This window comes from Pantoea sp. V106_11 (genome assembly GCF_029967885.1).
Classification (GTDB): domain Bacteria; phylum Pseudomonadota; class Gammaproteobacteria; order Enterobacterales; family Enterobacteriaceae; genus Pantoea; species Pantoea ananatis.
Map to the genome: position 1 here is coordinate 62,731 of NZ_JASCAK010000029.1, position 13,905 is coordinate 76,635.

The following is a 13,905-nucleotide window of genomic DNA, read 5'->3' on the forward strand; positions in this document are numbered from 1 at the left end:
GTTAAGGCCCATGAATGTGCACCGACCCGTCAGCCCTGACGGGTTTTTTTATTTCCTTGCAACAGCCCGCGCAGCAGATCGGGGCGGTGTCATCGGCCCGTCATTTTCTGGCGGTATTGGTCTTCATCTTCGCGCTGACGGCGGCAAAAAAGCGGGCGGTTCAGCGGGCAACGATGGCCGCCGCACCGTTTACAGATTAATCCTACCAGATAAAAAAGACTTAGCGGGTTAAGGAGATATTGTTAACAACTAATTTGGCTTTGGTTAGCGAGTTAGAGTGATTATGTAAATTGTGATGTATAGCGCACATTCCAACCCTGCGACCTTTGTCACACTAAAGAAAAAAGGAGACATTGTATGACTGCCCAAACTTCCAGTCTGATGTTGCTGATGTCTTTCGCAGCAGGCACATTTTCAGCTGGGGCATCAAATAACCCACAACATTTGATGTTCGCCAGCCCGTCTGCTGGCGTACCAAACAATCCGCTGCCGCTGATTATCTGGCCACGCGTGGTGCCGGAGGACGAAGAGAATATCGCCACCTGGTTCGAGGAAACCTTTGAAAAAAATGGCTGGCCGCCTGACTGGCGCGATCAGTTGTTTCCCTATATGCACTACCATCCTAATACGCATGAGCTTCTTGGCGTCGCTGAAGGCTGGGCGGAAGTGCTGTTTGGGGGCGACAGTGGCCGCATGATTACCCTGCGGGCAGGGGATGCCGTGCTGATCCCTGCGGGTGTCGGGCATCGACAGGTTTCCGCCAGCGAAGATTTCCTGGCGGTAGGTGCCTATCCTGAAGGGCTGAAGCCTGAAATTCTGCGCGATGAAATCGGCCAGCTCAAACTGTCCCAGGAAAAAGTGAAAAAAGTCCCGTTGCCAAAACGGGATCCCTTTACGGGTAAAGCGGGCGCGATGACCGAGATCTGGACCCCGGTTGCCGCCATGATGCACAACCCGTAGCGCGCACAGGGACCGGCTGCCCAAAAGGGATGAAGACGTGGCTGCAGAGGTTTGGCAGCGGCAACCGGCCCCGCTGCCTCCTACTGAGAGGCGGCCAGGAGACGTTAGCGCCTTTATAGCAACCAGTATTAAGATTTTTCATATCCCGGCGCCGCGCCGAGCCGGCGAAATATCCTGTCTTATCTTGCTGTTTTTCCTGATGAAAACCTGTTTAGGCGCTCATGTGCCGCTGACCGCGCCAACAAATTTGCCTGCCGACCTGCCGTAATTCATAAAAGTGCAAACAATGCGACTTACTTTCGCTGTATCTCCGGGACAGGCACGAAAGGTTAACTATGTTTTCAGTCGATCAGGTCATTGAACGTTTCTGGCCGAACCAGCGTCCTGCCAACTGGCAGAAACGGATATTGAAGTGGATTCTACGTGAAGATGAATTCCAGCGCTTTGCCGCGCGCTATCCCCACCTGAAAGGGCTGGATATGGTCGAGCAGGTACTGGAACATCTTGACGTCCGTTGCGAACTTAGCGAGCGCGATCTGGAGCAGATCCCATCGCACGGACCGGTGGTGATCGTGGCGAACCATCCACTGGGTACCATCGACGGCATGGCGTTACTGCATGCGATATCTCAGGTTCGCCGCGACGTGAAAATCGTGGCGAACCGGCTAATTATGCTGCTGGAACCGCTCAACAGCCTGATGTTACCCGTCGACAATATCGGTAACCGCACCAACCGCCAGCAGCTGCAGCACATGCAACAGCACCTGAGCAATCAGGGCGTCCTGATTATCTTCCCGGCGGGCGAAGTGTCCCGCCTGACCAGCGCCGGCGTGCGCGATCGCGAATGGCATCACAGCTTTCTGCGCCTGGCCGCGAAAGCGCGCGCGCCGCTGGTACCGGTGCATGTCGAAGGTCGAAACAGCTCACTGTTCTATGCCACCGCGAAAGTCGCACCGTCCGTGGCGATGCTGATGCTGGTGCGTGAAATGTTTAAACAACGCGGGATGCGCATCAAACTGCGTATCGGCGCGCAGATCCCCTTCGCACACTGGCACGATGGCCATACGCCCGGCAAAGAGCTGGCAAAGCGCGTGCGAAAACATGTTTACCGCCTGGGGCAGGGCAAAAAAGGGCTCTTCCAGACAGAATCCGCCATCGCGCTGGCGGAAGATCGTGCCGAACTGAAAAAGGCTCTGCTGCAAAGCGAGTTGCTGGGCAATACGCCTGACGGCAAGAAGATCTATCTGTGGCGGCGTAACGGGGCGACCTGGGTGCCGATACTGCGTGAACTGGGACGGCTGCGTGAGATTGCCTTTCGTGCCGTCGGTGAGGGCAGCGGTCGCCGACGGGATCTCGACAGCTACGATGATGACTACTATCACCTGATTCTGTGGGACGACGCAGAGCTGGAAATCGTCGGGGCTTACCGGTTTATCCCCGGTGGCGAACAGCTGGAACGACGCGGCATGGAAGGCCTCTACAGTCACAGCCTGTTCCATTACGACGAACGCATGATCCCTATTCTTCGTCAGGGCATTGAACTGGGCCGCAGCTTTATTCAGCCCGCCTACTGGGGTAAACGCGGGCTGGACTATCTCTGGCTTGGCATCGGGGCTTACGTGGCCAGATATCCTGAGGTGCGCTATCTGTTCGGACCGGTTTCCATCTCTGGTACTATGCCGCTGGCGGCGCGCGATTTGCTGGTCGCGTTCTATCGGATCTATTTCCCAACGGACTTTCCGCTGGCGACCTCGCGCTGTCCTTATCCGGCCTCTCTGCCTGCCGTACTGGCCCAGTTTAGCGGCAATGATTACAAAGAGGATCTTCAGCGGCTGAAGCAGCTGCTCAGTAACCTCGGCGTCGCCATCCCCACGCTCTACAAACAGTATTGCGAAGTCTATGAGCCAGGCGGGGTGCAGTTTATTGATTTCGGCAGCGACCCGGACTTTAACAACTGTATTGATGGGCTGGTTCTGGCGGATTTAACCAAAATCAAGCCATCGCGCTACGAGCGCTACGTGGCGGTCCATCTGCCGAAGTAGCCCGGTGTCACGGTCCTGTCATCAAACTGTCGTAACGTCTTCCACAAAACGTACACGGCAAAGGCGACATCAACATGGCCGCAATTTCACTCTCCGGGCTGAATAAAGCCTTCGCGGCGCAGCCGGTCCTTGAGGCGGTCTCGCTGGAGATCCAGCAGGGGGAGTTTATCGCCGTGCTGGGCCCCTCCGGCTGCGGCAAAACGACCTTACTCAGGTTAATCGCCGGCTTTGAAACGCTGGATCGCGGCGAGATCTGGGTGGACGACACGTTGTTTGCCTCCCCGGATTTTCATCTGCCTCCCGAAAACCGCGATCTTGGCGTGGTGTTTCAAAACTACGCGCTGTGGCCGCATATGACGGTGGCTGAAAACGTAGGCTATAGCCTGAAAGTCAGCGGCGTGAACCGTGCCGATCGGGAAGAACGTATCCGGCAGGCCCTGGCGCTGGTCGACCTGCTGGCCTTTGCCGATCGCCGCCCGGCCGATCTGTCCGGCGGTCAGCGTCAACGCGTAGCCCTGGCCCGTTGCCTGGTGGCAAAGCCCCGGCTGGTCCTGCTTGACGAACCTCTGGCTAACCTTGACGTGCATTTGCGTGCCGCCATGGAAGAGGAGTTTCGCCGTTTTCACCGTCACAGCGGGGCCACCTTAATTTATATCACCCACGATCAGCGCGAAGCGATGGCGCTCGCCGATCGCGTTGTGGTGCTGAATGCGGGGCAGGTCATGCAGTTTGCTTCACCACAAACCCTGTGGCGTGAGCCCGCCAATGAGATGGTCGCCACCTTTATTGATGAGGGGCGCGTGCTGCCGGTAAAAGAGATTGAACCGACAGGCCAGGGGCAGGCATCGGTGATGCTGTTTGGTACACGGATGCGGCTGCGCTGTGCCGCGTATCAGACAGCCTTGCCGCAGGGTAAAGCCAGCTTTCATCGGGCCAGTTTCCGCCTGGCGGCTGACGAAACCGGCCATTTCACCGCCAGGGTTGAACGCCTGATTTACCGCGGCGGCCATTACGACATCCATCTGTCTCCCCAGGCAGAGCCTGAGGTTTCCATCACGCTGGCCCTTGACGATGTCTCTGCTCTCAGGGTTAACGACACCGTAAATATTGCCGTGACTGACGGCTGGATTCTTCCCGCATAAAGGACTTCAGACAGTATGAAAAAACTCATGCTTACCTCGGTTACATCTCTGCTCTTCACGGCTGCGCTGGCAGGCCCCACGCTGGCGCAGGCGGCAGACAAGCCTGCCGGCACGCTGGTGGTCTACACCTCGCAGGCACCGGAAATTGCGCAGCAAACTATGGACGCGTTCAAAGCGGCCTATCCCGGTATTCAGGTGGAATGGACGCGCAACGGCACCACGCAGTTAATGAACGTGCTGCACACGGAAATGATGAGCGGCAAGGTGAAGCCCGACGTGCTGTTGGTTGCCGACGCCATCAACCTTGGCGCACTGAAGAAAGAGAAGCAGCTCTATGCGTATCAGGATGCGCCCGTCGATCACCTGAAACCCGCCTTTTATGACCGGGATAAAACCTTTTTTGGCACCAAAATTATCGCCACCGTGATTGCCTACAACACGCAGCGCGCTAAACCCGTTAACAGCTGGAAAGCCCTGCTAAACGCGGACAACAAAGGGCAAATTGCCATGCCCAGTCCGCTTTACTCCGGGGCTGCCTTGTATAAGCTGCACACGGATATCACGACGCCTGACATCGGCTGGAACTTCTATAAACAGCTGGCGGCGCTGGGCATCGCGCCGCAGGGCGGTAACGGACCTGCGTTAAAAGCCGTAGCGAGTGGACTGGATAAATATGGTGTGATTACCGATGCCGACATTATCCGGGCCAAAAAGCAGGGATCGCCCATCGACCTGGTCTATCCCGAAGAGGGCGTGTCTTACGTCACGGAACCCGTCGCCATTATGAAATCGGTGCATAACCTGCCTGCCGCGAAAGCCTTTGTGGATTTTCTGCTGTCAGAGCCGGGACAGAAACTGGTGGTTCAGCAGGGTAACCGGCCGGTCGATGACCGCATTGCCGCGCCTGAAGGCTTTGTTCCGGTAGACCAGATCAAACTGCTGACCCCGGACGTGGAGAAGGCGGTGGCCGATGATGCGCAGGTGCGGGAACAGTTTACCGCGCTGTTCGGTGGCTGAGAATGAGCGTGCTGAGTAACGACTGTCAGCCTCGCCGGGTGCATCGCACGCGCTGGCGTTTTCGCGCTGAACCCTGGGTGCTAGGGCTGCTGGTGCTGACGATCGGGCTGCTGTCCGTGGCGCCTTTTACCCGGCTGATCTGGACAGCGATAGCCCCGCAGGGCGTACCGGATTTGACACGGCTGACGCAGCTGTTGATCAGCCGCCGGGTACTCAGCGCCACGTTAACGACCTTAAGCATCGGGCTGAGCGCCACCCTGTTGTCGCTGTTGCTTGGCACGCTCGCCGCCTGGCTGGTTGCGCTGAGCGATATGCGCGCTAAAGCAGCCTGGGTCTTCGCCTTTATCTTACCCCTGATGATTCCGCCACAGGTGACGGCACTTGCCTGGCTGCAGGCGCTGGCGCCAGGCAGCCTGCTGGCATCGTTGTTTCAGCTGCTGGGTTTACCCTGGTTCGCGCCGGGTGAACAACCGCTCTATTCATGGGGCGGAATCGTGCTGCTGCTGGGCCTGCACAATGCGCCGCTGGTGTTCCTGACGGTGCGTGCCGGGCTTCGCCGTTTACCGGCAGAACTGGTGGAAGCCGCGCAGATTAGCGGCGCTTCGCACGGGCAAATCCTGCGCACCATTATTTTACCGCTGGCGCGTCCCGCCATCTTCGCGGGCGCAGCGCTGGCATTTGTGGCAAGCGTGGGTAATTTTGGTATTCAGGCGATGCTGGGCATTCCGGCACGCCTGCCGACCTTAATTACGCTGGTCTATCAGCAACTTAACGCCATTGGCCCCGGTGCGCTGCCGGATACGGCCGTCTATTCTTTGCTGATTGCGCTGATCACCTTAACCGGCATGATGCTGAGCGGCTGGCTGGGCGGACGGCGTGATGTTCGCGTGAGTGGCTCGCCGCGCCCGTTTCAGCAACCGCTTAACGGCGCGCGGCTGCCCACGGAGGTGATGGCCTGGCTGTGGATGGCGGCTACGCTCATCATGCCGGTCAGCGCGCTGCTGACCAGTGCGCTGACGCGCGGCTTTGGTCAGGCCTTGACGTGGCAGACCCTGACGCTGGAAAACTTTTATCAGGCGCTGTGGGGCTATCCCGCAATACGCCATGCTTTCGCGACCAGCCTGTGGCTCACCTCGCTGGCGACGCTGATGCTCACGGTCATGGCGCTGTTTCTGGCTTTCTTCCTGAACTGGCGACGCACGCGACTGGTGCGCGGCCTGTGGTTTGCCAGCGAGCTGACTTATGCGCTGCCCGGTATCGTGACAGGTGTGGCGGCAATCCTGTTTTTTCTGCCGCCGCTTCCTCTGCTGGCGGTCTCGATTTACGGCACGGTCTGGATCATTCTCGCCGCCTATCTGTCCAACTTCCTGGCCTTAGTCTTGCGCCCCACGCTGGCGGGCTTCGCACAAATTGACCCCTCGCTGGATGAGGCCGCGCGTCTGTGTGGAGCGGGGTTTCTGCGCCGCATGGGCGATATTTTACTGCCGCTGGCGGCGCCGTCTGCGCTGGCGGGAAGCCTGTTGGTCTTTCTGACCGCGCTGAACGAAATTCAGGTCTCGGTGCTGCTGGTGACCTCCGATACGCAAACCCTTGGGCCAACCATTATCTTTCTTGATGAGGGCGGCTCTGCACCGCTGGCTGCCGCCGTAGGATGCCTGATGATTCTGGTTGTTCTGACCTTGATGTTGCTGGCGACGCGCCTGACGCGCGCTTTGCCGCAGGGAGTATTGCCATGGCAAGCCTGACCGTGGTGAGCGGCGTGGGGGGAAAGTTGCCCGCCGCTTTCCTGCTTGAGATTCAGGGATACCGCCTGTTGTGGGATCTGGGCGCGGGGCCGGAGCCCGGCGTAAGGCCGGATTTAGCGGTCACGGGGCACGTCGATGCCATCTGTCTGACCCATTCTCATGGCGACCATACAGGTGCACTCGACAGCTGGCAGGCGTTGGGATCGCCGCCGGTTTACGCCACGGAACTGACCTGGCAGCAGTTGGGAGAGTGCCCAGTACCTGCGCGATCGCGGCACGCATTGCCCTTACGCGGGCAGTGCGCGGTTGGCCCGCTTAATCTGTTTACCGGCCGGAGCGGCCACTCACCGGGATCCGTCTGGTTTCACCTGCCGGTCGCGGGCGGCATCACCTATATGGGCGACTGGAGTCGCGAATCACTGCTGCTGCCTTTTGACCGCCCACCACGGGCGCGCTGGTTGATTACCGATGCCTCTTACGGCGACCGTCATCAGCGGCTTAATCAGCAGGTTGACGCGCTGGTACAGGCTGCCCGCCACGGGGCGGTGGTCACGGCGCCGTTGCACGGCAGAGGCCCGGAGATGGCACTGCGGCTACGAGCAAAAGGGTTGCCGGTGGTGCTGTGCCCGCAGGTGCGGGAAGACGTGTCACAGCTGCTGGCGCAAAATGCGCTGCCGGCCGCCACGGCGCTGGCGTTGCTGCCGTTGCTGCGTGAGCCGACGCCTGCGCAATGGCGACCTGACAGCGTTATCGTCGCGGCCGATGCGGTGGCGGACAGCGGCCTGGCCGCCTTGCTGAGCCAGCGACCCGAGTTCAACCTGATTTTTAGCAGTCATGTCGCTCGCGGCACGCGGGCCTTCGCGATGCTACAAAACGGCTCAGCGCAGTGGTTGCCCTGGAATGTCCATCCCCCGCTGGACGATCAACTGGCGTTGATCAAACACAGCGGAGAGGAACAGGTCATTCCCGCTTTTGTCGAGCCGGCATTGTGCCAGCAGTTAATCGCCCGAGCGTCAGCCACGCTCAGCTGGCAGCGTCACTTTACGCTGTCATCCCGCTGGGAAAGCTTTGCCTGATCGCATTAGCTGTAAAGCCCGTGCTGCTGCACCGGCGCATGACCCGGATTATCCCGGATGCGGCGTACCGAGTCGCGTACCACCAGCTTGCCGTTCAGCAGCAGATTACCGGGCGGCAGGTTTGGATCTAAACGCAACGCCTGAAGCATTTTGACGGCGGCCTCGCCCAGCTCGTCTCGCGGAACCTGAACCGAGGTTAACGGGATCTCCTGCACGGTGGCCAGGTTGAAACCATCCATGCTCATCACGGACACATCTTCCGGCACCCGCAGGCCCGCTTGCTGTAACGCCTGCACCGTTCCGGCGGCAATATAATCGCCACTCGCCAGAATCGCCGTAGGGCGCTGCGCCTGCGGGCAGCGACGCAAATAATCGCCCAGACAGGCGCTGGCTTCGCTGCTGCTAAAACTGTTGAGCGTAATCAGGTGCTGGCGGCTGTCGAAGCGCAGATTCATGGCATGCCAGGCATCGCGTACGCCCTGAAGCCGCTGCTCCATGGTGTAACGCCGAAGGCAGTGCAGCGACAGAATTTGCCGATGGCCCTGTTCAAACAGATAGCGCGCGGAAAACTCGCCAATAAGCTGATGATCCGGCGACACCGAGGGCAGGCGCATTCGGCGGTCGCGGGCATTGATCAGCACGCAGGGTTTGTTCATTTCGGCCGCCAGCTGATGAATGTGTTCATCGTCAATACCGATCAACAGCGCGGCTTCCGTCTGCTGCATCTTGTCGATAAACAGCGCGGCATCGCTTTCCACTTCTTCCAGCGGGCAGTAGCGCAACCGCACATCGTGCGGTTTAACGGCTTCGCTGATCCCCTGGATCACCTTGTAATAAAAGATATCCGTGCGGATATCGAATGCCCGCGGTGGCGCAAATACCATCAGGTCATTAAGCAACAGCCGACCATGCTGAAGATTATCCAGTACGCCTTGCTGTTGGGCGATGCGTAACACTTTGTCGCGCGTGGCGGCGCGAATATTGGCTTTCCCGGCAAGGACGCGCGAAACCGTGCTGATCGACACGCCGCTCAGGGCGGCAATTTCGCTCACTTTTAAGCTTTGCTTCATTCTGTGATCGCCCTCAAATCTGCAAATGAAAAAATTTTCATAAGGTGCTGAATCGTGTCCCTGCTGGTCTGCAAGGGCATTTTTGTTATTTCCCGATAGTGCCATGAAAAGGTTTGCAAAAAATGGGCTGTACCCACGTTTTCGGCTTTTTTAAGGTCGGATCAGATAAACAGGCTCGCTGCGCGGCAACGCGTCAATCACTGGCTACAGGAGTTTCATCATGAGTCTCGACACGACCACCCGCACTCACGCGTCGTCGCGCCCGCTGCGGATGATTAAAAATTTGCGCTGGTGGATGCTGGGCATGTTCCTGCTGGGCGTCACGGTGAATTACATCACCCGTAACTCCCTGGGGATTCTGGCACCGGAACTGAAAAGCACCCTGAATATGACCACGGAGCAGTATTCCTGGGTCGTGGCGGCTTTCCAACTGGCCTATACGCTGTTTCAGCCTGTGTGCGGCTGGTTAATTGATGTTATCGGTTTGAAAGTGGGCTTTTTGATCTGCGCCGTTATCTGGTCTGTCACCTGTCTGCTGCACGCCGGGGCAGGAAGCTGGCTGCATCTGGCGCTGTTACGTTTTGTGATGGGTGCATCAGAGGCGGCAGCCACGCCCGCGAATGCCAAGGCCATCGGGGAGTGGTTTCCGAAAAAGGAGCGGCCGGTAGCGGCAGGCTGGGCGGGCGTTGGCTTTTCCGTCGGCGCGATGCTGGCTCCGCCCATTATTTATATCGCGCATATCTCGTTTGGCTGGCAGGGCGCATTCCTGCTCACCGGCGGGCTGGGTTTGATCTGGGTGGCGCTCTGGTGGTGGGGCTATCACTCGCCTGAACGCCATCCGCGCCTCTCGGATGAGGAGCGGGCGTTTATTACCCAGGACAACGAAGTCATCGGCGAAAAGCTGCCGTTTTTCACTGCGATGAAAGTGATTGGGAAAGAGAAGAAGTTTTACGGAATCGCTATTCCGGCTTTTTTAGCCGAGCCCGCCTGGGCGGTCCTGAGCTTCTGGGTGCCGCTCTACCTGGCCAATGAACGCGGCATGGATCTGAAGCAGATCGTGATGTTCGCCTGGCTGCCGTTCCTGGCCGCTGACTTCGGCAGCGTCGCCAGCGGTTACCTGACAAAACTCTACGTGCGCTGGTTTGGCTGCTCCCGCGTGAACTCCATCGTCGCCAGTTCCGTCACCGGGGCCGCGCTGATGATCTCGCTGGCACTGATGACGCTGGTTAAAGATCCCTATCTTGCCATTGCCCTGATCTCCATCGGCGGTTTCGGCCACCAGGTGATTTCCTGCATGTTGAGCGCGCTGGTGGTTGAGCGTTTTGATCGCCGCCAGATGGCGACGGTCAACGGCATGCGCGGGTCCTGCGCCTGGATAGCCAGCTTTATTTTTTCACTGATTATCGGCGTTACCGCCGACACCATTGGCTTCAATCCCTTGTTTATTGCCATGGGCTTTTTTGATCTGATTGGCGCGGTTTTTCTGGTGATGTTTATTGCCGAACGCCGCCAACGTACTGCTAAACAGTGAGGGTAATCTCATGAAAACACTTAAGACATGGACGCTACATCAACAAACGCCGCATTTTGTCGAACTGAAAGTCGAGCAGCGTCACTTTTTACGGATTTACGTATTAGAAAACGGCCTGATGCGCGTGCTGCTGAAACGCGACGGGGAACTGGCGCTGAACCGCACCTGGAGCATTGCCCCGCAAGAGGATGTGCCCTGGGAGGGGCGCGACCGCGAATCGCTGGAAGGTTTTACGCTGCCCGCCTTTACCCTGCAACAGGAGGCGCAACAAATCCGTCTGGCCACGGACCGACTGCGGGTTACCGTGCATTATCCCCTTTGCCTCAGTTGGGAACATTTTGACGGCACCGACTGGCAGCCGCTGGCGGTCGATCGCCATACCGGGGCTTACCTGCTGAACATGCATGGCGATGGCGTGGAACATTATCAGCGTCGTCAGCCGCAGGATCGGGTTTACGGCCTGGGTGAAAAGAGCGGCGATCTCAACCGGGTCAATCGCCGTTTCGAAATGCGCAATCTGGATGCGATGGGCTATAACGCTGCCAGCACCGATCCGCTCTACAAACATATTCCTTTCACGCTGACCCAGCGTGACGGCGTCAGCTTCGGGCTGTTTTACGATAACCTCACCAGCAGCTGGCTGGACCTGGGGAATGAGTTAGATAATTATCATCTGCCTTATCGCCGTTACCGCGCAGAGGCGGGCGATCTGGATTACTACATGATGCTGGGCCCGACGCTGCTGGAGGTGACCAAGGCATTTGTTCGCCTCACCGGCCGGACGCTCTTTCAACCGAAGTGGAGCCTGGGCTACAGCGGTTCCACCATGCACTACACGGATGCGCCTGATGCGCAGCAACAGCTCCTGTCTTTTATTCAACTGTGCCGCGAGCATGAGATTCCCTGCGATTCGTTTCAACTGTCGTCGGGCTACACCTCCATCAATAACAAGCGCTACGTGTTCAACTGGAACTATGACAAGGTGCCGAATCCCAATGCCATGAGCGCCGCTTTCCATCAGGCCGGGATGAAGCTGGCGGCCAACATCAAGCCCTGCCTGTTACAGGATCATCCACGTTATAAAGAAGTGGCGGATCAGGGGCTGTTTATCCGCGATTCGGAACAGGATCGGCCTGAGCGCTCCGTATTCTGGGATGATGAAGGCTCGCATCTGGATTTCACCCATCCCCAAACGGTGGCGTGGTGGCAGCAAAACGTCACTGAGCAGTTGCTGAAAAAAGGGATCGATTCGACCTGGAACGATAATAACGAATATGAAGTCTGGGACGGCGAAGCACGCTGCTATGGCTTTGGCCAGCCCATTGCGATTAAGCACATCCGACCGGTGATGCCGCTGCTGATGATGCGCGCCTCGATGGAGGCTCAGCAGCGCTTTGCCCCGGAAAAAAGGCCGTACCTGATTTCCCGTTCAGGCTGCGCAGGCATGCAGCGCTATGTGCAGACGTGGAGCGGGGATAACCGGACAAACTGGCAAACCCTGCGCTACAACATCCGTATGGGGTTGGGAATGAGTCTGTCGGGCCTGTTTAACGTCGGGCACGATGTGGGCGGGTTTGCCGGCGATAAACCGGATGCGGAGCTGTTTGTGCGCTGGGTACAGAATGGCGTGATGCATCCCCGTTTTACCATTCACTCATGGAATGACGATCACACCGTCAACGAGCCCTGGATGTATCCGGAAGCCACATCAATGATTCGTGAGGCTATTCGCCTGCGTTATCGCCTGATGCCGTATCTGTATACGCTGGCCTGGCAGGCCAGCGAGCAGGATGAGCCAATGCTGCGGCCAACCTTCCTCGATCACGAGCACGATCCGCGCACCTATGACGAGTGCGATGATTTCATGCTGGGCCGCGATTTGCTGGTGGCAAGCGTGGTTGAGCAGGGCGCCCGTCAGCGCCAGGTCTATCTGCCAGATAACGCCCACGGCTGGTATGACTGGCACAGCGGTAGCTGGCTGGCGGGTGGCCAGTCGGTAATGCTGGATGCGCCGCTGGATCGCCTGCCGTTACTGGTCCGTGCCGGTGCCGCAATTCCACTGGGACAGTGTGAAAGTACCACCGATGCGCAGCGTGATAACGTACGGGAACTGCAGCTGTGGCCTGCGCCGGGCAATGCGACCACCTCCGGTGAACTGTTTGACGACGACGGAGAAACGCACGGCTGGCAGAAGGGCAATGCGCTTTGGCTGAGCTGGACGTTAACCAGCAGCGCGTCACGGTTGGAGCTGATCATTGAAAAGCGGGGAGATTATCAGCCAGCGTGGCGTGATATGGCGATTAGCTTACCGCCGGGCGAGAAGCGTCCGTTGTGGGTCAACGGGGAAATGACAACCTGTTACCGACTGGCGTAACCCAGAGCGCCAATCACACTACCGGCCCACCTGCGTGGGCCGGTTTATTTTAGGCGGAGTGGGTTTCGGTGCTCATGCGTCCAAGGTCTTTATCGACCAGGAACAGACCGTTACCGCTATCGCCAACCATCGCCAGTTTATCCAGCACGGTTTTAAACAGCTTCTCTTCTTCATGCTGTTCTGCAACATACCACTGCAGGAAGTTGAAGGTTGAATAGTCCTGCGTTGTCATCGCTGAGTGCGCCAGTTCATTGATTTTACTGGTAATCAGCTTCTCGTGATCCAGCGCCTGAATCAGCACTTCGTTCAGTGAATTGTAGGCAACGGGCGGTGCAGCAATGCTGCCCAGCACCGGCATAGCACCGGTATCGCTCAGATAGTCGAACAGGCGCTGCATGTGTTCCATCTCTTCACGCGAATGCATTTTCAGGAAGGACGCTGCGCCCTCATAGCCTTTATCGCTACACCACGCACTCATTTGTAAATAGAGATTGGCGGAGAAAAATTCGAGGTTCAGCTGGTCGTTTAAACGCCCAGTCATTTCAGCAGTCAGCATGGCCGCGTCCTTTGAGTGTTAATAAATTAGTGGTGAATTATGCAACAGGCTGGTAACGAATGGGAAGCCTTTTATTGAAAAATTTGCAATTTATCTAATTGATTTAAAAAGAATTATTTCAACTGTTGAATGCGAGCGATTATCATTGTGGTCAGCTTTTCGGGTCGCCAGTTGTCACTCCCTAAGCCGGTGCGCCTGGCTTCCGTGCGGCTTCCTTTACCGGCAGGTCAGGCTGGATGCGGCCTGGCAGGAAGGCAAGGGTGACCCGGCGATGAACTGGCTGCAGCGCATGCGCAAGAAATGCCTGACCAGAGATTTGTGAGGCAAGGCGTGAAGGTGAATCTTATGCGGGTTCATCGCGAAGAAATCGCATAAACTTTTCGTGAAATGCC

11 protein-coding genes are annotated in these 13,905 nt (G+C 57.8%); 9 read left to right on the forward strand and 2 right to left on the reverse strand.

All coding sequences use genetic code 11. The features are described 5' to 3' along the window. Positions 1-14: 14 nt before the first annotated feature. The 7 genes from QLG08_RS12595 (at position 15) to QLG08_RS12625 (ending at position 7,982) form a co-directional block, all read left to right on the forward strand. Positions 15-200, forward strand: a complete 186-nt coding sequence (locus QLG08_RS12595) for a hypothetical protein (RefSeq protein WP_019104818.1) — start codon at positions 15-17, stop codon at positions 198-200. Between the two features lie 157 nt (positions 201-357). After that, positions 358-960, forward strand: a complete 603-nt coding sequence (locus tag QLG08_RS12600) for a cupin domain-containing protein (RefSeq protein WP_013027187.1) — start codon at positions 358-360, stop codon at positions 958-960. A gap of 335 nt (positions 961-1,295) precedes the next feature. Continuing rightward, positions 1,296-3,002 (forward strand): lysophospholipid acyltransferase family protein, encoded by a 1,707-nt coding sequence (locus QLG08_RS12605; protein ID WP_013027186.1) that lies wholly within the window; start codon positions 1,296-1,298, stop codon positions 3,000-3,002. Between the two features lie 74 nt (positions 3,003-3,076). Beyond that, positions 3,077-4,144: an ABC transporter ATP-binding protein gene (locus QLG08_RS12610; RefSeq protein WP_282472958.1), complete on the forward strand. Its 1,068-nt coding sequence runs from the start codon at positions 3,077-3,079 to the stop codon at positions 4,142-4,144. A gap of 15 nt (positions 4,145-4,159) precedes the next feature. Beyond that, the gene (locus QLG08_RS12615; RefSeq protein ID WP_145031887.1) at positions 4,160-5,161 is read left to right on the forward strand and encodes an ABC transporter substrate-binding protein; all 1,002 of its coding nucleotides are present in this window, start codon (positions 4,160-4,162) and stop codon (positions 5,159-5,161) included. 2 nt (positions 5,162-5,163) lie between these two features. Then, entirely contained in the window at positions 5,164-6,906 is a 1,743-nt protein-coding gene (locus QLG08_RS12620) for an iron ABC transporter permease (protein WP_282472959.1), read from the forward strand. Beyond that, positions 6,894-7,982, forward strand: a complete 1,089-nt coding sequence (locus QLG08_RS12625) for an MBL fold metallo-hydrolase (RefSeq protein ID WP_282472960.1) — start codon at positions 6,894-6,896, stop codon at positions 7,980-7,982. Before QLG08_RS12620 ends, QLG08_RS12625 begins: the two co-directional genes overlap by 13 nt. A 5-nt stretch (positions 7,983-7,987) precedes the next feature. On the opposite strand, the gene QLG08_RS12630 is transcribed toward QLG08_RS12625, so the two are convergent. Further along, positions 7,988-9,052 (reverse strand): LacI family DNA-binding transcriptional regulator, encoded by a 1,065-nt coding sequence (locus tag QLG08_RS12630; RefSeq protein ID WP_015699526.1) that lies wholly within the window; start codon positions 9,050-9,052, stop codon positions 7,988-7,990. A 220-nt stretch (positions 9,053-9,272) separates the two neighbouring features. On the opposite strand from QLG08_RS12630, the gene QLG08_RS12635 reads away from it, so the two are divergent. Both QLG08_RS12635 and QLG08_RS12640 read left to right on the forward strand, forming a co-directional pair. Beyond that, complete coding sequence (locus QLG08_RS12635; RefSeq protein ID WP_282472961.1) at positions 9,273-10,583, forward strand: MFS transporter; 1,311 nt, start codon at positions 9,273-9,275, stop codon at positions 10,581-10,583. Positions 10,584-10,593: 10 nt separating this feature from the next. After that, positions 10,594-12,957 (forward strand): glycoside hydrolase family 31 protein, encoded by a 2,364-nt coding sequence (locus QLG08_RS12640; protein WP_064372745.1) that lies wholly within the window; start codon positions 10,594-10,596, stop codon positions 12,955-12,957. A 49-nt stretch (positions 12,958-13,006) separates the two neighbouring features. On the opposite strand, the gene ftnA is transcribed toward QLG08_RS12640, so the two are convergent. Then, positions 13,007-13,513 (reverse strand): non-heme ferritin, encoded by a 507-nt coding sequence (gene ftnA / locus QLG08_RS12645; protein WP_013027178.1) that lies wholly within the window; start codon positions 13,511-13,513, stop codon positions 13,007-13,009. Positions 13,514-13,905 lie beyond the last annotated feature (392 nt).